Raw genomic sequence first — 18,077 nt, 5'->3', positions numbered from 1 at the left:
GTTTCCAGAAACACGGTGTTACTGAATGGGCGAGTGATGGCCAGGCTCACGAGGGTCGAACAGCAAGCACGCACGCACGAACACCTGCTGCGCGCCGGGCGGCAGGTGTTCCTGCGCAAGGGTTTCCTCGCAGCGGCGGTCGAGGAGATCGCCGCCGAGGCCGGCTACACCCGAGGCGCCGTCTACAAGCACTTCGGCGGCAAGGAGGGGCTGTGGCTGGCGATCGTCGAGGCCGACGCGGGAACCCACCTCGACGGCCTGCGGCAGGCCCTCGGCCAGACGGGCGACCGCGACGAGCTGATCGCGGTGCTCAGCGGTGTCGCCCACGACGAGGCGGCGAAGTGGACCGCCGTGACGGCCGAGGTGCTCGCCGCCACGGCCCAGCAACCCGGGGTCGCGGCGCAGGTGGCCGCACTCCAGCAGCGGCACGACACCCAGGTCGTCGCCCTGCTCGCCGAGCAGTTCGAGCGACTCGGACTCGACCCGGTGCTGCCCGTCGACCAGATCGTCGTCGTGATCGGAGCGCTGGGGATCGGACTGGCCCTGCGTCAGGCCGTCCTGCGGGAGCCGGGGGCGGACGTTCTCGCCCAGGTATTGGGGACGATGCTCCGAACTACTTGACGCTGACCGTCAAGTACTTGATATCGTCTGTCAAGTGTCGACCCTCTCCGAACACGTGGACCTGCGGAACGACCTGATCCGGCTCGTGACGAGCCGCCTGCTCGACCCGCTGGAGATCCTGCTGCCGCAGGCCAGCCTGGCCGACCTGCGGTCGTCGGTCCGCGCCGACGCCGACATGTGGGCGGCCCAGCTGCTCGGACCGGACGACGCGCTGGCCCGGCAGGTCACCGCCCGCCTGCTGTCCGTGCTCCACCCCGGTGACACGCCGTTCGACCCGCCCGAGAGCTGGTGGGCGACACCGCTCGGGCGGGTCACCGCGCGCCGCGCCGGCCACCCGAGCAAGGACCACGTGTCGCTGGGGGTGGCGGGCGCGATGCTCGGCATCACCCGCCAGGGCGTGCACGACCTCGTGAACCGCGCCAAGTTGCTGCGGCACCCCGAGGGCGGCGTGACCGTCGACTCGATCCGCGCACGACTGAGCCTGAGGAGAGACCAGTGAGGTTGGCGGCGACCGATTTCGGCGGCGACGGACGGCCGTTCCTGCTCCTGCACGGCCTGGGCGGCGACCGGACGGCGTGGGAAACGCTTGCGCCGCAACTGGACGGACGCGCCGTGGCCGTCGACCTGCGCGGGCACGGCGATTCGCCCGACGGCCCCTGGGACTGGGACGCGGTGCTCGACGACCTCGAGGACGCGACCGTCCAGTTCGGACTCGGCAACCCGGTGGTCGTCGGCCACTCGCTGGGCGGCGTGATCGCCGGCCTGTGGGCGTTGCGGCACCCGGACTGCCCAGCGGCCGTCAGCCTGGACGGACACCGTTCCGCCACAACGCATCCAACCAATTACCCGGGTCTGCCCGAAGAGGAGGTGGTCGAGGGCCTGGCCAGGTTGAACGCGATCTTCGACGCGCAGCTGGAGACGATCACCCGTCCGTCCAGCGAGATCCTCTCGGTGCTGCGGACCTCACCGGAGCTCCTCGACGCGCTCCCGGTCTTCACGAAGGTGACCGTGCCGTTCCTGCTGGTGCTCGCCACGCGAAACCTGCCGGTGCCACCGGACCTCGCGCCGCTCTTCGACGCCCACCGCGCCGGTCTGCGCCGCGACCTGCCCCCGAACGTCGAGGTGCACGAGATCGACGCGTCGCACGGCATGGTCGCTGAACGGCCGGCGGAGGTCGCGGCGGCCGTGAATCACTTCGTGAGCAGTCGCTTCAGCGCCTGACGTGCCCGGCGCGGCGCCGCCTCGTCGTGCTCCAGCTGCAGGAAGTGGTTGAGCGCCAGCATGACGCCGAGGATCTCGTAGATCAGCTGCTCGACGTCGGTGTCCGGCTTGAGGTCGCCGTCGCTCACCGCGCGCCGGATGTGGATGCGCAGGTCCCGGCGCCACAACGCGTTCATGCCCGCCAGCGCGTCCCGCACCCGCCCGCTGCGGCCGTCGAACTCGGCCGTGGCGGCGGTGAAGAAGCACCCGCCGGGCAGCACCTCGCGTTCGAGGTAGGACACCCACGCCTCGCAGACGTCGATCAGGCGCGGCAGCCCCGACGGCATCTGCTTCACCTTGCGCGGCACCTCGCGCAGGAAGACCTCCGCAGCCTGGTCGACCACCGCGAGCTGCAGGGCCTCCTTGGTGCCGAAGTGCCCGAGCAACCCGGCCTTGCTCATCCCGAGCTCCGCGGCGAGCCGCCCGATCGTGAGCCCCTCGAGCCCTTCCGCCGAGGCGATGGCGAGGCTGCGGTCGAGGATGCGCTGCCGAGTCTCGAGGGTGTCGGCGACAGATCTGCGCGGGCTCATCCCTGTAGTTTACGTCTCTTTAGCTACCGACCGATCGGTTGCTATATTCACGGCGTCGCAGCCTCGCCGAAGGAGCCCGCCTTGTCCGGATCACGTGTCGTAGCGTTCGGCCACCACCAGCCCGAGCGAGTGCTGACCAACGCCGACCTGGAGAAGATGGTCGACACCAACGACGAGTGGATCCTCCAGCGCACCGGCATCGCGACCCGCCGCATCGCCGCGCCCGAGGAGACCGTGGCGGACATGGCCTCCGAAGCAGGCGCGAAGGCCCTCGCCGCCTCCGGCCTGGCGCCGTCCGACATCGGCCAGGTCATCGTCGCCACCTGCTCGGCCATCGACCGCTCCCCCTCCACCGCGGCGCAGGTGGCGGCACGGCTGGAGATCCCGTCCGCGGTCGTCTTCGACCTCAACAACGCCTGCGCCGGCTTCTGCACCGCCCTCGCCACCGCGGACCACACCATCCGCGCGGGCGCGGCACGCCACGCGCTCGTCATCGGCGCCGAAAAGATGTCCGACCTCGTCGACTGGACCGACCGCTCGTCCTGCATCCTGCTGGGCGACGGCGCCGGCGCGGCCGTGGTCAGCGCCTCCCCCGACGCCCTCATCGGCCCGGCCACGTGGGGCTCGGACCCCACCCGCGCGAACGCCGTCCGCCTGGTCGACGAGTGGCAGCCGCGCTTCGCCCAGGAGGGCCAGTCGGTCTTCCGCTGGGCCACCAGCGAACTCCCGTCGATCGCGGTCGAGGCGTGCGAACGGGCGGGCATCGCCGTCACGGACCTCGCGGCCGTCGTCACGCACCAGGCCAACCTGCGGATCATCGAGGCACTCACGCGCAAGCTCGGCCTGAGCCCCGGCACCGTGATCGGCCGCGACGTGGTGGAGTCCGGCAACACCTCGGCCGCCTCCGTTCCGCTCGCACTGTCCAAAATGGCCGAGCGCGGGGAACTGCCTTCGGGCCAGCCGGTGCTGTTGTTCGCGTTCGGCGGCGGGCTGTCGTGGGCGGGCCAGGTGATCACGGCCCCGTAGGGCGGCGGCCTGCCGCACCACCGGGGCCGCCGGCACGCCGAACACACCTGCTGTCGATCGCGAAGCCGGGGGCGCACCTTGCTGCCCAACGCAATGGCGAAGCCGAGGTGTCCCCAACTCGCTGGCCCGAGCAAGCGGTGGTGACCCAGCCCGCACATAGGCCGGTGTGGCGACTCGGGAGCCCGCCGAGCCGCCACACCGTTGGTGACGCACGAGAAGGAGATCCAAGCTGCCGGCGCGGGAACGAGCGCATCGCCGCGTGACGTCATCGGTCCGCCACCTGGCCACGCGGGCGACGTCGGAGTTCGCCGCTCCCGCTTGCCCTGTACCGGCAACCGCACCTCCTCTACCTGGTTAGGGCCTCGCGCGTCCTCCGCCCGAGCGCACCATCTCCGGCCTCGAGCGCGAGTGCCTCCGCCGCTGCAATGGCGGGGACATCGACGACGAGACGGACGGGGGAACGGATGATGCGTGGGCGGCGACCGGTTCGGGAACCGGGATCATGGTGGTCGGGAGCACCTCCGGTTCCGCAGCCGGCTCGGGCTGCGTCCACACCGGGGTGTTCGTCTCGACCTCGTTCTGCCGGAACAGTTCCGGGGTCTCGGTGATGATCTTGCCCGGCGATTCCAGACCCACGATGCCGACGAGCTTGCCGTTGGCGATGAAGCCGGTGAGTCCGTTCACGTCGGTGGTGTCGGTGCCGAGCACGGGCAGGCCCGCGCCCTGCACGCGCATGCCGTACTGCTCGGTCCAGAAGCGGGGCACCGGCGTGTAGGTCTTGGCGTGGTTGCGGCCCACGAGGAGGTTCTCGGCCGCGGCGCGGCCTCCCTCGACGGCGTTCAGCCAGTGCTCGACGCGGCGGACCACGCCGTTGAAGCGCATGTTGGGCCAGCGGGCCACGTCGCCGCAGGCGACGAGGTTCTCGGCGCCGACCACGTGGTTGGTGGAGTCGCACAGGACGCCGTCGGAGATGTCGAGGCCGGAGCCGCGCAGCCAGTCGACGGCCGGCGAGGCGCCCACGGCCAGCACCACGCACGAGGCGAAGAAGACCTGACCATCGCTCAGGTGGATCCCGATGCCGCCGGGCTGGCGCACCCAGTGCTTGATGCCGACGCCGGTGGCCAGGCGGACGCCGTGCTCGACGTGCGCCTCGGTGATCTTCTTGCCGATGTCGTCGCCGACCACGCCGCCCAGCAACGCGGGCGAACGCACGATCAGTGCGACGTCACGGCCCATGTGACGCACCGAACACGCGAGCTCGCAGCCGATGAAGCCGCCGCCGATGACGGCGACGAGTCCCTGGGACTGGCGGATGTTCTTGCGGATCGCGACCGCGTCGTCCAGCGTCCGCAGCACGTGCACCCGCGGGTCGTGGCGCGGAGCCCCGCCCATCGCGCGGGCGTCGACGCCCGTGGCGATGATCATGCCGTCGTACTTGATCTCCTCACCGCCCGGGACCCAGACCGACTGCTTCTTCGGGTCCAGGTGCAGGGCCGGGGAGTTCAGCCGCCACTCGGCGTCGAGGTCTCCCGAGAACGACAGCAACGCGTCGTCCGGGGTCCACTCCCCGGTGATGATCTGCTTCGACAGGCACGGGCGGTGGTACGGGAGGTGCCGCTCGGCGGACAGGATGGTGATCTGCCCGTCGAAACCCATCTCCCGCAGCCGTTCCGCGGAACGGACTCCACCGAGTCCGCCGCCGACGACCACGATCCGTTCGCTCACTTCACTCGCTCCCTGATCTCGATCGCGCGCATCGGGCACGCGCGCTGTGCCGCCCTGGCCTGAGCGAAGTGCTCCTCCGGCGGCCGGCGGTTGTAGGTCAGGCGGTTGTCCTCGATCAACTGGAAGACGTCGGGGGCCTCCGCCTGGCAGGTGCCGTAGCGGTGGCACTTCTCGTTGTTGACGCTCACGTCCATCGCGTCGCCCTCGCCGACGCCGGGTTCCTTGCCGCGCTCGGAGTCGAGCATGCCGATGCGCACCAGCACCTCGGGAGGCAGGAACCTGGCGAGCGCCAGGGTCGCGGTGGGGACGAGAATGGTGAGGCCGGCCAGCCAGAGAACGGACAGGTTGCCGTTCGCGATGGCGCCGAACCAGGAGTGCACCACGGTGATGCCCACCGCGATGTACGCCGTCTGGTGGAACCTCAACCACTTGCGGTAGAAGACTTTGTGCCTCATCGAGGCGAGGACGGCGATCGCGAGCATGACCTCCAGGCCGAGGATGCCCAGCGCGTGCCGGAAGAGACCGCCGTCGACGAACGGCAGGACGAGCTTGACGAAGCTGAACGTACCGGTCTGGATCAGTGTGAACGCGAACGCGTGGACGCAGCCGAACGCGATCGCCAGCGACGCGAGCACCATGTGCCCGTTCTTCAAACCCTCACGGCCGGTGAGCTTCTCGGCCCACCCGGTCGCGATCAGCACACCCCAGGACAGGGTGGCGCACATCAGGACGTAAGCCAGCCTGGCAGACAGCTGCGCCATCTTCTTGACGCCCGCGTCGAACTCGGACGACTGGGCCACCAGGAGCGGAATCTGGCTCGACAACAACTCTTCCTCCGGAAAAACCACTGGGTGGGACTACCTCGCGGGAACCCGCCCGGTCCTGGGTGCAGGAGTGGACACATCAGAACCGGGCGGGTGGGAACAGGTCCGCGTTGGAGTGCCTCTGACCTTGGGACACCACCTCCGTTTCCCGTTGCCACAACGGGGTCTTGCGAATCACCGCACCGGTCGTCGCGGGCGGAGTACTCGGAGCAGGAGCACCGTGAGGACGGCTCCCGCGGCGGTGACCGTGAGGATCACCCACATGTTCGGCCCCTCGTTCGAGGCCAGGGTCGCGTTGATGATGCCGCCGGCGGGCTGCGGTTCGGCGAACGACGAGTCGCCCGCGAGACCGGTGCTCTCCAGCAACGTCATGTGCTTCATCACCACGTCGATGCCCGCCTGGGCGAACCCGCGGATGACGTCGTTGCGGGTCCCCGAGCGCACCTTCGCGATGAAGGGGAAGATCTGGCCGTGCGCGGCGCGCAACCGGGCGACGAACGCCTGGTCGAACGCGTCGCCCTCGAGCGCGTTGATCTCTTCCATCCACGACTGCTGTGCCGGGTTCGGCACGTCGGGCGTGGTCAGCCCGAACCCCGCGGCCGTCTTCTTCGTCAGCGCGTCCAGCATCATGTGGTCGAGCATGATCATCTTGCCGATCTGCTTGACCCTGGCGTTGGACGCCTTGGTGGCCGTGAGCTCGCCCATGGGCATCTCCCACAGGCCTGCGAGGCGCACCCGGTTGAGCAGTTCGCGGTCGTTCGCGGTCAGCGGTCCGCTCGGGGTGTCCATCACTCCCCCGGTGTCCGCGGGCTGTGCTGCAGCCGTGGCGGTCAGACCGGAGAAGAGGAACAACAGCGCAAAGACGGTGGCGAGGGCTCTGGTCATCGTCTTGTTGTCCTCGTTGTCCAAAGGAAGTCGATAGGGGGCGAATGAATTGCGGCTGAGCAGTGGGCTCAGTAACCGGGCGCTGCCGGAGGTGGCGCGGACTGCGGTGTCTGCGCCGTTCCGGAACCGGGGGACGTGCTCGGCGTACTGCTGCTCTTGCTGTTGTTCTGCGCTTTTCCGCCGGTGATCTTGGCGCCGTTGGGGGCCGTGACCCACCACGTGCCGCCCTTGCCCTGGCCCTTCATGTCGCCGGCGACCTTGTCCTCGGCGTAGGTGTACTGGGGCCAGCCCTGAATGGTGAGCTGCTTGGTGCCGTCCGGCCTGGTCAGGACGCCCATGGAGATCGGATCCACACCGGTCGCCATCGGCGTCTTGTCGGCGAGGACCGGCTTCCAGGCCTTCGCGCACTCCCCTTCGCAGTTGGACTTCGAGGGCTTGGGAACGTCCTTGTCGAACCGGTAGAGCGGGAGCCCCTCGGCGTCGATGACGAACCAGCCCATCTGGTCGTTGTTCGCGATGAAGTAGGTGTTCACACCGCTCAGATCAGCGGGTTTGGCCTGCAGGCCACCGGCGGCGGCCTCCCCGCCGGGAGGGGTCTGGGCGCTGCCGCACGCGGTGAGGGAGAGAGCCAGTGCCGCCAGGGCGGTGATGGCTGGTCCACGTCGCATCGGCAGGTCCTTTCTCGGCGGGGTACCGAGGAGTACGGACACGATCCGGCAACGGTTCACGGACTTCGTGAGGAATATTTGCCTCTCGACTTCGGACGGTTGATGGGGCAAGGATGTCCCCCGTGGCGCGGCATAGACGTCAACGTGAGTTAGACGAACAATCACCAAGACCGGGATCTCTCGAGGAAGAGTTGATCCGTCGGCTGTACGAGGAATTCGGCAGTGCCCTGCTGGGACACTGCATGAGGTTGACGGGCCACGATCGTCAGTGGGCCGAGGACATCGTGCAGGAAACCCTGGTCAGGGCATGGCGCAACGCCGAGAAACTCGAGCGTGATCCCGTGCTCTTGCGGTCGTGGTTGTTCACGGTGGCAAGGCGGTTGGTCATTGACGACAGGCGCAAGAGAAGCGTCCGTCCGCAGGAGTTCGAACTGACCCCTTCGGACGAGTCGCCCTCCGGCAGCGAAGAGGATCGCACCCTCGCGGCGATCGTCGTGGCGGAGGCGATGAACGGTCTCTCGGAGGAACACAGGGAGGCTATTCTCGAAACATATCTGCGGGACCGCACCGTCGGTGAGGCCGCGGCGGCACTGGGCGTGCCACCGGGAACGGTCAAGTCGAGGGTGTACTACGCGCTCCGTGCGTTGCGGCGTGCGTTGCACGATCGGGGAGAGACGCGGTGACAACGGCACCAGATCACCTCGACGTCGCCGCCTACGTGCTCGGCATCCTCGATGCCGATGAGGTGGAGGCGTTCGAGAACCACCTGACCGAGTGTCGGCGGTGCGCGCTCGACCTGCGCGACTTCGCGGTGGTGCCGGACCTCATCGACGAGGCCGACGCCGGCGGGATGTTGCGCGGAACGGCCCCGGAACGCCCCGACGGCAAGTCGGTGCGGGTCATGCTCGACGCCGTCGCCGCGCGCAGGAAGCGCCGACGGTGGTTCGTCGCCCAGGGCGTCGCGGCCGCCGCCGCCGGCGTCGTGGCGGTGACGGCCGTGGTCACGACGCTGGTCGTGCGCGGTGGCGATGACGGTTCGAACCAGGCGGCACCCCAGAACCCCGGCACGTCGACGTCGCAGACGAGGGTGGCGAACAACTCCTCCGACAAGTCGATGGAGCTCAAGCACCAGGACCCGAACAGCGGCGTCGGCACGAAGATCACCGCGTCCGACGAGCCGTCCGGGACGGCGATGGACATCGAGATCTCCGGCATGGCGGGCCCCGGCAGGGGATCGCTCGTCGCCGTCGGACGGGCGGGCCGCGTCGCGCAGGTCACGTCCTGGTACGCCCCGGAACCGGTGGCAGGGGACAAGAAGACCATCAAGCTGGCCGCCAACGTGGCCATGCGGTGGCACGAGATCGCGACGTTCCGGATCGTCGACGAGAACGGCAAGACACTGCTCGAGGTCGTCGCGTCCTGACCTTTCCCGGCACCAGGCCGCTGCCCCCATCGGATCCGTGAGATCCTGTGGGGGCAGTTGTCGTTCTAGGGGAAGGCTGTCTACGTGGCGATTGGCCCGTCAGCGGTCGAGCGCTGGCTCGATCTGTCCACAGAGGAGCTGCGCGCGCAGGTCTCGCGGCTCGTGTCCGCCCGGCTCCCGGGTGATCACGCTGTGTGGCAGGCGATTCGGCGTCATCCAGCACTGGTCCCCCGCATCCGCGGTGTCCTCTCCGGACTCGCGGCCACGGCGGCCGGTTCCAAGGACGAGGCCATGCAGAAGGTCTGGATCTCCAAGGCGCGCGCCGCCCTGGACCAGACCGCGGCCGCGCCGGTGAAGGCGGCGCCGAAGCCGGTGGTTGAAGAGGTGCCCGCCGAGGAACCCGAAGCGGTGATCGAGCTGCGGGAGCCCGAGCCGCAGCAGAGGCAACCGCACAAGGCCGTGCCGACGATGCTCTTCCAGGAGCCCAGCTAGCCGGTGCGACAGGAGGCGTGGGTGGAGCGTTCAGGTGGGGAGGGACGCCCTCGCGGCTCCGGCCCGCACGTCCACCACGACGGCGCGGGAGCGGTGCCACGATCCGTCCGCGAACCCGCCCGCCGCGTTTCGAGTCACTAGGGAGCCCAGCACAGATGGTCGTCCTCGGATCGCTCGTCTCGTTGTCCGGTCTGCTGATCCTACTGCTCCGCGACGCCCCTCTGGGCGGCCTGAGCCCCGCCGTCGCCGGCTGGGTGATGATCCCGCTGGGTCTGGTGTTCGCGGGGCTCGGCGTGCTGCGCAACCGCCGCAAGCGCGCCCAGAACGGTCCCGGCCCGGTCGGCAACCCGATCGCGCGCCTGAAGGCGTTGCCGCGGCTGTTCAGGACGTGGCGGAGCGGGAAGTACCCCGAGCTGCCGCGCAGCCAGGTGCTGATGTGGGCGGTGGCGCTGGTCTACCTCGTGTCGCCGATCGACGTCCTGCCGGAGTTCCTTCCGGTGATCGGCGTGACCGACGACGCGGGTGTCCTCGTGTGGCTGCTCAGCAGCCTTTCGATCGCCTCAGGCTCGTACCTGCGCTGGGAGAAGGGCCATGGCGACACGGGTCGCGGGATCGAGGCCCCGTGAGGCCTCCTCGCGCATGATCTCGGCGAGGCCGGGCGAGACGTCCGCCACGGCCTGGAAGCCGAGGCGTTCGTAGTACGGCGCGTTCCACGGGATGTCGCGGAACGTGGTCAGCGTCACGGCGCGCTCGGCCTGGGTGACGTGCTCGATGAGCGCCGCGCCGATCCCCTGACGTGCGTGCGAGGGGTGCACGCTCACCTGGTGGACGTGCGTGGCGCCGTCGACGTCACCGACGGCGATGAACGCCACGGGCACGCCTTCCGCGCCGATCGCGACCCAGACCTCGTGTTCGGCGAGGTCCTCGAGGGACATCGGGTCGTCGTCGGCGATGTCGGGCATTCCGGCGTCGCGGAACGGTTCTCCGGACGCGATTTCGATCTGCTGGAGGTACGGCAGCTCGGCTGGTTGGGCGAGACGGATCAACACGCCCGTCATCCTGGTAGGTCGGACGCGTACCTTCCAGCCCGATAACGTTAAAGTCCGACTTGATGCGAACCAAGACAGTGCGCGTCCTCCTGGTCGAGGACGACGATGGCGACGCGGTGCTCGTGGAGGCACTGCTGGAAGAGGCGAACGCGCCGTTCGTGCTGTCGCGCGCCGGCACGCTCGCCGAGGCGGAGCAGATGCTCTCCGACGCCGAGTGCGTGCTGCTCGACCTCGGCCTGCCCGACTCCCAGGGACTCGCCGGCCTGCACAGGCTGCTCGCCAAGCAGAACGCGCCGGCGATCCTGGTGCTGACCGGCCTCGACGACGAGCGCGAGGGCATCGACGCGGTCGCCGCGGGTGCCGAGGACTACCTCATCAAGGGCAAGGTCGACGGCGAGCTGCTGCTGCGCGGCGTCCGGTACGCGGTCGAACGCCGCCGCGCCGAGGACGCCCAGCGCAAGCTCCGCGAGGCGGAGCTGATCGCCGCCGAACGGGCCAGGCTCGAACGCGGCCTGCTGCCTCCCCCGCTGCTGCAGAACTCGGACGTCGACCTGGAGGTCCGCTACCAGCCCGGTGGCCAGCGGATGCTGCTCGGCGGCGACTTCTACGACGCGGTCGGCCTGCCGGACGGCACCGTGCACGCGATCATCGGCGACGTCTGCGGCCACGGCCCGGACGAGGCCGCGCTGGGCGTCTGCCTGCGGATCGCGTGGCGTGCGCTGGTCCTGTCGGGTGCGACGGCCGAGAAGGTGCTCAAGACGCTCGACCAGGTCCTCGTCGCCGAACGGCACGGCGAGGGCATCTTCACCACGGCCTGCATGGTCACGGTGTCGCCGGACCGCCGCTCGGCCCGCTACTTCCTCGCGGGGCACCCCGAGCCGCTGATGATGGTCGGCAGGCAGATCGTGGACCTGCCGAAGTCGAAGATCGGCGTGCCGCTGGGCGTGCTGACCGACTACGCGTGGACCGGTGTGGACGTGCCGCTGCCGTCCGGCTGGTCGCTCGCCTGCTACACGGATGGACTGATCGAGGGCCGGGTACCCGACGACGTCGACCGCCTCGGTGTCGAACGCCTGTGCGAGATCCTGGGCAGACACCTGCAGGACGGCCCCAACTGGATGGACTCGGTCATCGCGGAGGTGACGGAGCTCAACGGCGGGGCGCTCGACGACGACGTGGCCATCCTGCTGCTGAAGGACGGAAAGTGAACCTGCCCCAACGGCTGCCGGCGAGCCGGCTGCTGGGCGTCATCGTGGTGGTCCTGCTGGCCATGACCGCGGTGGCGATCTCCTCCACGGTCGTCGCCCTCGACGCGCTCAGCTCCTCGCGGGCGCGGTCGGTCGACCGGATCGAACCCGCCGCACGCCGCACGAAAGACCTGAACCGCGCCCTGCTCGACCAGGAGACCGGCGTCCGCGGTTACACCCTGACCGGGCAGAACGACTTCCTGCAGCCCTACCGGGACGGTCAGACGGCCGAGACCGAGGCAGCCAGGACCGTCGTCGACCTGGTCGGCGACGTGAACGGCCGGGTCGGCCGCATCCAGGAGCTGGCCGGCCGGTGGCGCTCCGAGTACGCCGAGCCGACCGTCACCGCCGTCCAGCAGTCCGGTCCCGCCTCGGGCACCGGGGTGACCATCGAACGCGGCAAGGTGCTGTTCGACGAGATCCGCGCGGAGACGGCGGCGCTGCAGTCCGACATCGGCGGACTCGGCCGGGAGGCGCGCGCCAACCTCGACCGTGCGGCGAAAGTGGTGTTGTGGCTGGTCATCGGCATGGGCGTGCTGCTGGTGGCGGTGATCGGCGGCCTGTCGCTGCTGCTGCACCGCCTGCTGATCGCGCCGCTCGCGAATCTCGCCGACCACACCCGGCAGGTGGCGTCCGGCGACTTCGAGCACGAGATCGACGCGGACGGCCCGCGCGAGACCGTGCAGCTCGGCGAGGACGTCGACGCGATGCGCCGCCGGATCGTGCAGGAGCTCGCGACGCTCGAGACGGCGAAGTCCGAGCTGCAGCGCTCGAACTCGGAGCTGGAGCAGTTCGCCTACGTCGCCTCGCACGACCTGCAGGAACCGCTGCGCAAGGTGGCGTCGTTCTGCCAGCTGCTCCAGCGGCGCTACGGCGGCCAGCTCGACGAGCGCGCCGACCAGTACATCGGCTTCGCGGTGGACGGCGCCAAGCGCATGCAGGTGCTGATCAACGACCTGCTGGCGTTCTCCCGCGTCGGCCGCATGACCCGCGAGCTGATGGTGATCGACCTGAACGACCTCGTGCGCCAGGTCGTCGACAGCTACTCCGACCGCATCGAGGAGACCGGGGCGAGGCTCGACATCGCGGAGCTCCCCTCGGTGCGCGGTGAGGCGTCGCTGCTCAGCGCCGTCTTCCAGAACCTGATCAGCAACGCGCTCAAGTTCAAGGGCGACGAGGCACCGGTGATCAGCATCGCCGTGGAGCAGGACGGCGAGATGTGGAAGTTCACGGTGCGTGACAACGGCATCGGGATCGAGCCGGAGTACGCTGACCGGATCTTCGTCATCTTCCAGCGCCTGCACCCGAAGGACGCGTATCCGGGCACGGGCATCGGACTGGCGATGTGCCGGAAGATCGTCGAGTACCACGGCGGCACCATCTGGCTGAAGACCGATGTGGACTCCGGCACCACTTTTGAGTTCACCCTGCCCGTGGTACCCGAGCTCGTCGCCCAAGCTGAGGAAGTACATGTCTGAGTCACCGCTGAACGTGATCGACGTCCTGCTCGTCGAGGACGACCCGGGCGATGCCCTGATGACGCAGGAGGCGTTCGAGCACCACAAGATCCGCAACCAGCTGCACGTGGTGAAGGACGGCGTGGAGGCGCTGGAGTTCCTGCGCCGCGAGGGCCAGTACGAGAACGCGCCGCGGCCGGGCCTGATCCTGCTCGACCTCAACCTGCCCCGCAAGGACGGCCGCGAGGTGCTGAGCGAGGTCAAGGCGGACGCCGAGCTGCGCTCGATCCCCGTCGTGGTGCTGACGACCTCCGAGGCGGAGGAGGACATCCTGCGCAGCTACAGCCTCTACGCCAACGCTTACGTGACGAAGCCGGTCGACTTCGACAGGTTCATCGAGGTCGTCCGGCAGATCGACGACTTCTTCGTCACCGTAGTGAAGCTGCCCCGCTGATCACGGCGGCGCTGAAGTCCAGGCAGGAGCGGCAGATCTGCGCTTCCGCGCTTGAGAACACAGGCGCGGACTTGCTGCAGAACGAACAGTCGCCCACCTCGGCCACCTGGCCTTCCGAGATGCACAGGTTGCAGATCAACGCGGCCGGCCCGGCCATCATCTTGTCGACGTCGGCGGCGCCACGTCCGCAGAACCAGCAGCGTTCGGTCCTCTTGGACTGTTCCACGATCTGATGAACGCGCTGATGACTCATGCTCAGCGCTTCCGCGATCTCGCGCATCGACCCACCGGCGCGGTGCAGTTTCAGCACGCTGTGGTGGTACACGGCCTTCGCGATGTCGGCCTGGTCTTGGGCAGCGGCGGAGGCGATACCCGCCTTCCGTGCCGCTGCCAGCAGTTCTTCGTCCAGCGTCATGCCGTCTACTCTAACTAGACGCGTCTACCTGACATAGACGCCGTCCAGGTGAAGTAGACGCTCAGTCGACGCTGCGGACGATCACCGGTTCGTCGTCGGCCTGCTCGACCCACTCCTGGGGTTCGCGCGGTTCGGGGAAGACCGGCGCCCAGATCCCCGTCCCGCCCGGGCGACGGCCCTTGCGCAACTCGAACTCTTCTCGCGTGGTCATGCGATCTGGGTACCCGGCTGCTCCAGACGTATGCCGGACAACATGGTCGTGATGGCTTCCATGACCCGGCGGGTGGCCTCGTCCAGCACCTCGGCCGTGAGCTCGCACCCGTACAGGTCGGACAGGTCGACGGGCGCGCCCGCGACGACCTCGATCTTCTTGCGCGGCAACAACCTCGGCAGGAGGCTGCCCTTGGGCAGCAGGTCCTGGGTGCCCCACTCGGCGACCGGCACGACGGGCACGCGAGCCTCCAGCGCCATCCGCGCTACACCCGACTTGCCCTTCATCGGCCAGTTGTCGGGGTCCGTGGTGAACGTGCCCTCGGGAAACGCCATCACGCACTGACCCTCGCGCAACGCCTCCACGGCGGGCCTCAGCGCCTCCGAGGCCTTCACCGTGCCGCGTTCGACCGGGATGTGGCCACCGGACCGCATGATCCAGCCGACGACCGGTGCGCGCCACAGGGAGGCCTTCGCGAGCACGCGCGGCACCCGGTTCGACATGAGCGCGAAGACGACGGCCGCCACCGCGTCCGCGTTGGACAGGTGGTTGAACGCGAGGACCACACCGCCGTTGCCCGGCACGTGGTGCTTGCCGCGCACCCGCAGCCGCACGAACAGCACCACGAAGGGCCACAGCACGTCGATCGCCAGCGAGAACCAGAAGCCACGGCCCCTGCGGGGCATCTTCCAGGTCCAGGCGGCCAGCTCAAGCGGTCTCACGCGGAGTATTCGAGCACGCCGGCGTTCAGAGTTCGGGTCAATTCGCCACGTTCGACCAGAACGTCGAGGTGAGCGGCCGTCTCGCCGATCGCCAGCACCTGGTTGAACATGTCGAGGTCGTCGAAGCGGCGCTGGCGGCGCGTCCACCCGATCTTGCGCGCGGTCTCGAACGCGCTGCCCGCCACGGCCTTGCCGATCTCCTCCAGGCGCTGCTCGTGGAAGTGCAGCAGCTCGTCGACGCGGGCGTGCGAGCTGTCGGTCACCTCGCCGTGCGCGGGCAGCAGCTTGAGGTCCGGCAGCTCACGCGTGAGCCGCAGCGACGTCATGTAGTCGCCCAGCGGCAGTTCGGGCCGCAACGGCTCGAAGCCGATCGACGGCGTGATGTGCGGCAGCACGTGGTCGCCGGAGAACAGCACCTTCGCGGTGTGGTCGACGAACACGACGTGCCCGCGCGTGTGCCCCGGCGTCGGGATCACCTCGAGCCTGCGGTGCTCCAGGTCCACGGTGCTGCGGACGAGCCACTCGTCCGGCTCCTCGTAGTCGCGCAACGCGTCACCGCGGTCGACGTGGTGCATGATCTTGATCCACGTCTCGGCCAGCTCCGCGGCACCCCACTTGCGCAGGTCGGCGACGTGCTGGTCGTCCTGGCCGTGCAGCATGTGGTTCAGCGACGGCTGCTCGCCGAGACCCAGCCCGATCCTGCTGCCGAACGTCCGGCGCAGCGACACGGCCATCGTGAAGTGGTCGCGGTGGACGTGCGTGATGAGGAACCGCCTGATGTCCTCGAAACCCTTGCCGAGCGTGCCGAGGGCCGCTTCGAGCTGGTCGCGCGCCTCGTCCAGCGCCCAGCCGGAGTCGATGAGCACGAGGCCGTCGCCGTCTTCGATCGCGTAGACGTTGACCGCGCGCAGTCCGTCGTTCGGCAACGGCAGCGGAATCCGGTGCACACCTGGTGCTACCTCGAACGCGCCCGGCTCACTCCACACGCTCGCCCACCTCGTCGTTAGCGACAGCAACTAATTCTTACCGGATAGTAACCCGGTATTCGGGGTGCTTGTCGATGTACTTCGCCACGAACGGGCAGAGAGGGGAGATCTTGACGCCCCTGGCCTTCACGTCGTCCAGGGCGAACCGCGCGAGCTTGCCGCCGAGGCCCTGTCCGGCGTACGCGTCGTCGACCTCGGTGTGCACGAGGGCGAGGACTCCCCCGACGTTCCGGTACTCCAGGAAGCCGGCGAGCTCGCCGTCGACGTGGATCTCGTAGCGGCTGGCGGCCTCGTTGTTGGTGACCATCTGGCGTGCTCTCCGTCCTCGTGGGCTCCCACACGGCCGTGCGGTGCTTCCTGCTTCAACAGCCCTGCGGCGAGGATGTTCCGGCTCGCGCGGCCCGGACCCGCGGCCGGTTTGACGATCACCGTAGCGCGCCGCGGCGGGCCCCGTCGGGCGCGAGTTCGATCTCGGTCCGCCACCCCCGGCGCCGACGATGGAAAATGGCGGTCATGGACGTCTACCTCCTGATCCTGGGTGACCACCTGCCCAACCCCTGCACGGGCGAGGAGGTGTCGCAGGCCGACCGGCTGCGCGCGATGGTGGAGCAGGCGGTCGTGGCGGAGCAGGCGGGGTTCGCGGGCGTCGCGATCGGTGAGCACCACTTCACGCGCTACATCGTGTCCGCGCCCGAACTGCTGCTGGCGTCCGTGGCGGCGCGGACGACGACGCTGCGGCTCTCGACGGGCGTGACGCTGCTCGCCCACCGCGATCCGGTGCTGGTGGCCGAGGCGCTGGCGACGCTCGACGTGCTGTCGAACGGGCGCGCGGAGCTCATCGTGGCGCGCGGGGTCGACCAGCAGACCGACGCGGCGTTCGGGGTGCAGCCCGGCGAGCTGCGGGCGCGGTTCGAGGAGCACCTGCGGTTGCTGCTCAAGCTGCTGGAGGAGCCGTCGGTGAGCTGGGACGGGCGGTTCCGGGGGCAGCTCGACGACGTGACGACGACGCCACGGCCGGTGCAGACGCCGCGGCCGACCGTGTGGATCGGGTCGGGGTCCGCGGTGTCGGCGGACCTGGGCGCGGAGCTCGAGATGCCGTTGATGCTGCCGTCGACCCTGCGGGACCCGTCGCTCTACCGCGAGGTCGTGCAGCGCTACCGGGAGCGCTTCCCCACCGGGCGCGTCGGCGTGCCGAGCCACGTGTTCGTGGCGAACGACGACGCGCGGGAGCGCTGGCGGCCGCACCTGGCCGAGTACGCGCGGTTCGCGGACCCGTGGCGCGGGGACGGCGACATCGACGTCGACGCGATCATGGACGGTGCCGCGGTGTGCGGGACGCCGGACGAGGTCGCCGCGAGGCTGAACGAGCTGGCGGAGCACCTGTCCATCGACACGCACCTCGTGATGGTGGACATCGGGGGCATGCCGCACGAGTCGGTCGTCGAGACGATCCGGTTGTTCGGCGCGGAAGTGCTCCCGAAACTTGTTTAACGTGCGCGGTGCCGAGGGTTAACACACACCCGGCACCATTGAGGCGTGGGCATCACCGTCATCGGCATCACGCATCCTGGGCAGGTCGGGGCGCTCCCCGGCGGCACGAACGTGCTGGTGCTGGCCGACGACGGCACGTTCGCCGAAGAGTTCCTCGACACCGACTTCGGAGCCCACCAGCTCGTGGTGAGCGCGTTCGGACGCGGGTCGGCTTTCTTCGGGGTGGCGGACAAGGCTCGTGAGTTGGGTGCGGATCGGATCCTCTTCGGTGGTGCGCACGACACCGCCGCCTCTTTCACCACCGGAGAGGATCCGGTGCTCGTGCTCGGCGTGCGCCCGCCCGGCGGCCCCATCGCGTGCAACGCGGCGTTCCTCGAGTGGCTGGACCGCTGGCCGCGGCCGGCCCGCGCCTACCACGGCGACGTCGACCACTGGCTCGCCGAGAACGCGCTGCGCGAAGGCCTGCGCGTCGAACTGGTTTCATGGCTGATGGAACCGTCCGTCCCCATGCGACGGAGGTTGACCGCCTGAGCGGCGGACAGGACGTTCTTCCCGCAACCGCCGGCGCCTCCGTCCAGGCCTGCTCCACAT

Annotated in this window: 24 protein-coding genes; 13 read left to right on the top strand and 11 right to left on the bottom strand. The window is 69.3% G+C overall.

All coding sequences use genetic code 11. The features are described from left to right. Nucleotides 1-36 precede the first annotated feature (36 nt). From ND450_RS00650 to ND450_RS00640, 3 genes are read left to right on the top strand one after another with little or no spacing between them, the layout of a single operon-like run. Nucleotides 37-621, top strand: coding sequence for a TetR/AcrR family transcriptional regulator (locus ND450_RS00650; protein WP_253324211.1), 585 nt, complete (start codon nucleotides 37-39; stop codon nucleotides 619-621). 34 nt (nucleotides 622-655) lie between these two features. Continuing rightward, on the top strand, nucleotides 656-1,120 hold the full coding sequence (locus ND450_RS00645) for a hypothetical protein (RefSeq protein WP_253324210.1): 465 nt from the start codon (nucleotides 656-658) through the stop codon (nucleotides 1,118-1,120). Next, nucleotides 1,117-1,842: an alpha/beta fold hydrolase gene (locus ND450_RS00640; RefSeq protein ID WP_253324209.1), complete on the top strand. Its 726-nt coding sequence runs from the start codon at nucleotides 1,117-1,119 to the stop codon at nucleotides 1,840-1,842. The genes ND450_RS00645 and ND450_RS00640 overlap by 4 nt, the downstream gene beginning before the upstream one ends. On the opposite strand, the gene ND450_RS00635 is transcribed toward ND450_RS00640, so the two are convergent. Further along, on the bottom strand, nucleotides 1,812-2,411 hold the full coding sequence (locus ND450_RS00635) for a TetR/AcrR family transcriptional regulator (RefSeq protein ID WP_253324208.1): 600 nt from the start codon (nucleotides 2,409-2,411) through the stop codon (nucleotides 1,812-1,814). The genes ND450_RS00640 and ND450_RS00635 overlap by 31 nt on opposite strands. Before the next feature lie 81 nt (nucleotides 2,412-2,492). Between ND450_RS00635 and ND450_RS00630 the strand changes: the two genes are divergently transcribed. Next, the gene (locus tag ND450_RS00630; protein ID WP_253324207.1) at nucleotides 2,493-3,437 is read left to right on the top strand and encodes a beta-ketoacyl-ACP synthase III; all 945 of its coding nucleotides are present in this window, start codon (nucleotides 2,493-2,495) and stop codon (nucleotides 3,435-3,437) included. 354 nt (nucleotides 3,438-3,791) lie between these two features. Here the strand turns inward: ND450_RS00630 and ND450_RS00625 are convergent, their stop codons facing one another. The 4 genes from ND450_RS00625 to ND450_RS00610 form a co-directional block, all read right to left on the bottom strand. Further along, nucleotides 3,792-5,162, bottom strand: coding sequence for an NAD(P)/FAD-dependent oxidoreductase (locus ND450_RS00625; protein ID WP_177229769.1), 1,371 nt, complete (start codon nucleotides 5,160-5,162; stop codon nucleotides 3,792-3,794). Next, nucleotides 5,159-5,986 (bottom strand): 4Fe-4S domain-containing protein, encoded by an 828-nt coding sequence (locus ND450_RS00620; protein WP_253324206.1) that lies wholly within the window; start codon nucleotides 5,984-5,986, stop codon nucleotides 5,159-5,161. Before ND450_RS00620 ends, ND450_RS00625 begins: the two co-directional genes overlap by 4 nt. Before the next feature lie 174 nt (nucleotides 5,987-6,160). Beyond that, nucleotides 6,161-6,895 (bottom strand): DUF4142 domain-containing protein, encoded by a 735-nt coding sequence (locus ND450_RS00615; protein WP_089916586.1) that lies wholly within the window; start codon nucleotides 6,893-6,895, stop codon nucleotides 6,161-6,163. Nucleotides 6,896-6,939: 44 nt separating this feature from the next. Further along, on the bottom strand, nucleotides 6,940-7,539 hold the full coding sequence (locus ND450_RS00610; protein ID WP_253324205.1) for a hypothetical protein: 600 nt from the start codon (nucleotides 7,537-7,539) through the stop codon (nucleotides 6,940-6,942). A 113-nt stretch (nucleotides 7,540-7,652) separates the two neighbouring features. Here ND450_RS00610 and ND450_RS00605 point away from each other — a divergent pair, with 113 nt between their 5' ends. The 4 genes from ND450_RS00605 to ND450_RS00590 all read left to right on the top strand — a co-directional run bounded on the left by ND450_RS00605 (nucleotide 7,653) and on the right by ND450_RS00590 (nucleotide 10,080). Further along, nucleotides 7,653-8,222, top strand: coding sequence for a sigma-70 family RNA polymerase sigma factor (locus ND450_RS00605; RefSeq protein WP_045315736.1), 570 nt, complete (start codon nucleotides 7,653-7,655; stop codon nucleotides 8,220-8,222). Further along, nucleotides 8,219-8,962, top strand: a complete 744-nt coding sequence (locus ND450_RS00600; RefSeq protein ID WP_253324204.1) for an anti-sigma factor — start codon at nucleotides 8,219-8,221, stop codon at nucleotides 8,960-8,962. Before ND450_RS00605 ends, ND450_RS00600 begins: the two co-directional genes overlap by 4 nt. Nucleotides 8,963-9,046: 84 nt before the next feature. Next, a complete protein-coding gene (locus tag ND450_RS00595; RefSeq protein WP_253324203.1) occupies nucleotides 9,047-9,454 on the top strand; it encodes a hypothetical protein in 408 nt (135 codons plus the stop codon). A 155-nt stretch (nucleotides 9,455-9,609) separates the two neighbouring features. Then, entirely contained in the window at nucleotides 9,610-10,080 is a 471-nt protein-coding gene (locus ND450_RS00590) for a YkvA family protein (protein WP_089916598.1), read from the top strand. On the opposite strand, the gene ND450_RS00585 is transcribed toward ND450_RS00590, so the two are convergent. After that, a complete protein-coding gene (locus ND450_RS00585) occupies nucleotides 10,015-10,500 on the bottom strand; it encodes a GNAT family N-acetyltransferase (protein ID WP_253327831.1) in 486 nt (161 codons plus the stop codon). The two genes, ND450_RS00590 and ND450_RS00585, sit on opposite strands and share 66 nt — an antisense overlap. Before the next feature lie 65 nt (nucleotides 10,501-10,565). Between ND450_RS00585 and ND450_RS00580 the strand changes: the two genes are divergently transcribed. Genes ND450_RS00580 through ND450_RS00570 form a run of 3 tightly spaced genes read left to right on the top strand, consistent with a single transcriptional unit; the run spans nucleotide 10,566 to nucleotide 13,661 of the window. Further along, a complete protein-coding gene (locus ND450_RS00580) occupies nucleotides 10,566-11,711 on the top strand; it encodes a PP2C family protein-serine/threonine phosphatase (protein WP_253324202.1) in 1,146 nt (381 codons plus the stop codon). Beyond that, nucleotides 11,708-13,228 carry an ATP-binding protein gene (locus ND450_RS00575; protein ID WP_253324201.1) on the top strand — a complete coding sequence of 507 codons (1,521 nt, stop codon included), beginning with the start codon at nucleotides 11,708-11,710 and terminating at the stop codon, nucleotides 13,226-13,228. The genes ND450_RS00580 and ND450_RS00575 overlap by 4 nt, the downstream gene beginning before the upstream one ends. Then, nucleotides 13,221-13,661 carry a response regulator gene (locus ND450_RS00570; RefSeq protein ID WP_089916606.1) on the top strand — a complete coding sequence of 147 codons (441 nt, stop codon included), beginning with the start codon at nucleotides 13,221-13,223 and terminating at the stop codon, nucleotides 13,659-13,661. The genes ND450_RS00575 and ND450_RS00570 overlap by 8 nt, the downstream gene beginning before the upstream one ends. Here the strand turns inward: ND450_RS00570 and ND450_RS00565 are convergent. The 5 genes from ND450_RS00565 to ND450_RS00545 form a co-directional block, all read right to left on the bottom strand. Then, nucleotides 13,636-14,076 (bottom strand): ClpX C4-type zinc finger protein, encoded by a 441-nt coding sequence (locus ND450_RS00565; protein WP_253324200.1) that lies wholly within the window; start codon nucleotides 14,074-14,076, stop codon nucleotides 13,636-13,638. The two genes, ND450_RS00570 and ND450_RS00565, sit on opposite strands and share 26 nt — an antisense overlap. Before the next feature lie 61 nt (nucleotides 14,077-14,137). Beyond that, nucleotides 14,138-14,287, bottom strand: coding sequence for a hypothetical protein (locus ND450_RS00560; RefSeq protein ID WP_253324199.1), 150 nt, complete (start codon nucleotides 14,285-14,287; stop codon nucleotides 14,138-14,140). Continuing rightward, on the bottom strand, nucleotides 14,284-15,009 hold the full coding sequence (locus ND450_RS00555) for a 1-acyl-sn-glycerol-3-phosphate acyltransferase (protein ID WP_253324198.1): 726 nt from the start codon (nucleotides 15,007-15,009) through the stop codon (nucleotides 14,284-14,286). Before ND450_RS00555 ends, ND450_RS00560 begins: the two co-directional genes overlap by 4 nt. Beyond that, a complete protein-coding gene (locus tag ND450_RS00550) occupies nucleotides 15,006-15,995 on the bottom strand; it encodes an MBL fold metallo-hydrolase (RefSeq protein WP_253324197.1) in 990 nt (329 codons plus the stop codon). The genes ND450_RS00555 and ND450_RS00550 overlap by 4 nt, the downstream gene beginning before the upstream one ends. A gap of 37 nt (nucleotides 15,996-16,032) precedes the next feature. After that, entirely contained in the window at nucleotides 16,033-16,302 is a 270-nt protein-coding gene (locus ND450_RS00545) for a GNAT family N-acetyltransferase (RefSeq protein WP_253324196.1), read from the bottom strand. 206 nt (nucleotides 16,303-16,508) lie between these two features. Here ND450_RS00545 and ND450_RS00540 point away from each other — a divergent pair, with 206 nt between their 5' ends. Then, nucleotides 16,509-17,486 (top strand): LLM class flavin-dependent oxidoreductase, encoded by a 978-nt coding sequence (locus tag ND450_RS00540; RefSeq protein WP_253324195.1) that lies wholly within the window; start codon nucleotides 16,509-16,511, stop codon nucleotides 17,484-17,486. A 45-nt stretch (nucleotides 17,487-17,531) separates the two neighbouring features. Beyond that, complete coding sequence (locus ND450_RS00535; protein ID WP_253324194.1) at nucleotides 17,532-18,017, top strand: hypothetical protein; 486 nt, start codon at nucleotides 17,532-17,534, stop codon at nucleotides 18,015-18,017. Nucleotides 18,018-18,077 lie beyond the last annotated feature (60 nt).

Origin of the sequence: Lentzea sp. HUAS12 (assembly GCF_024125735.1) — a bacterium.
In the GTDB taxonomy this organism is placed as follows: Bacteria; Actinomycetota; Actinomycetes; order Mycobacteriales; family Pseudonocardiaceae; genus Lentzea; species Lentzea albida.
This window is presented reverse-complemented; position numbering and strand designations above follow the sequence as displayed.

Coding starts and splice junctions, on each gene's coding strand:
- ND450_RS00635 (WP_253324208.1), bottom strand. CDS start 2,411: ATGAGCCCGCGCAGATCTGTCGCCGACACCCTCGAGACTCGGCAGCGC.
- ND450_RS00560 (WP_253324199.1), bottom strand. CDS start 14,287: ATGACCACGCGAGAAGAGTTCGAGTTGCGCAAGGGCCGTCGCCCGGGC.
- ND450_RS00545 (WP_253324196.1), bottom strand. CDS start 16,302: ATGGTCACCAACAACGAGGCCGCCAGCCGCTACGAGATCCACGTCGAC.
- ND450_RS00610 (WP_253324205.1), bottom strand. CDS start 7,539: ATGCGACGTGGACCAGCCATCACCGCCCTGGCGGCACTGGCTCTCTCC.
- ND450_RS00540 (WP_253324195.1), top strand. CDS start 16,509: ATGGACGTCTACCTCCTGATCCTGGGTGACCACCTGCCCAACCCCTGC.
- ND450_RS00580 (WP_253324202.1), top strand. CDS start 10,566: ATGCGAACCAAGACAGTGCGCGTCCTCCTGGTCGAGGACGACGATGGC.
- ND450_RS00570 (WP_089916606.1), top strand. CDS start 13,221: ATGTCTGAGTCACCGCTGAACGTGATCGACGTCCTGCTCGTCGAGGAC.
- ND450_RS00565 (WP_253324200.1), bottom strand. CDS start 14,076: ATGACGCTGGACGAAGAACTGCTGGCAGCGGCACGGAAGGCGGGTATC.
- ND450_RS00590 (WP_089916598.1), top strand. CDS start 9,610: ATGGTCGTCCTCGGATCGCTCGTCTCGTTGTCCGGTCTGCTGATCCTA.
- ND450_RS00650 (WP_253324211.1), top strand. CDS start 37: ATGGCCAGGCTCACGAGGGTCGAACAGCAAGCACGCACGCACGAACAC.
- ND450_RS00605 (WP_045315736.1), top strand. CDS start 7,653: ATGTCCCCCGTGGCGCGGCATAGACGTCAACGTGAGTTAGACGAACAA.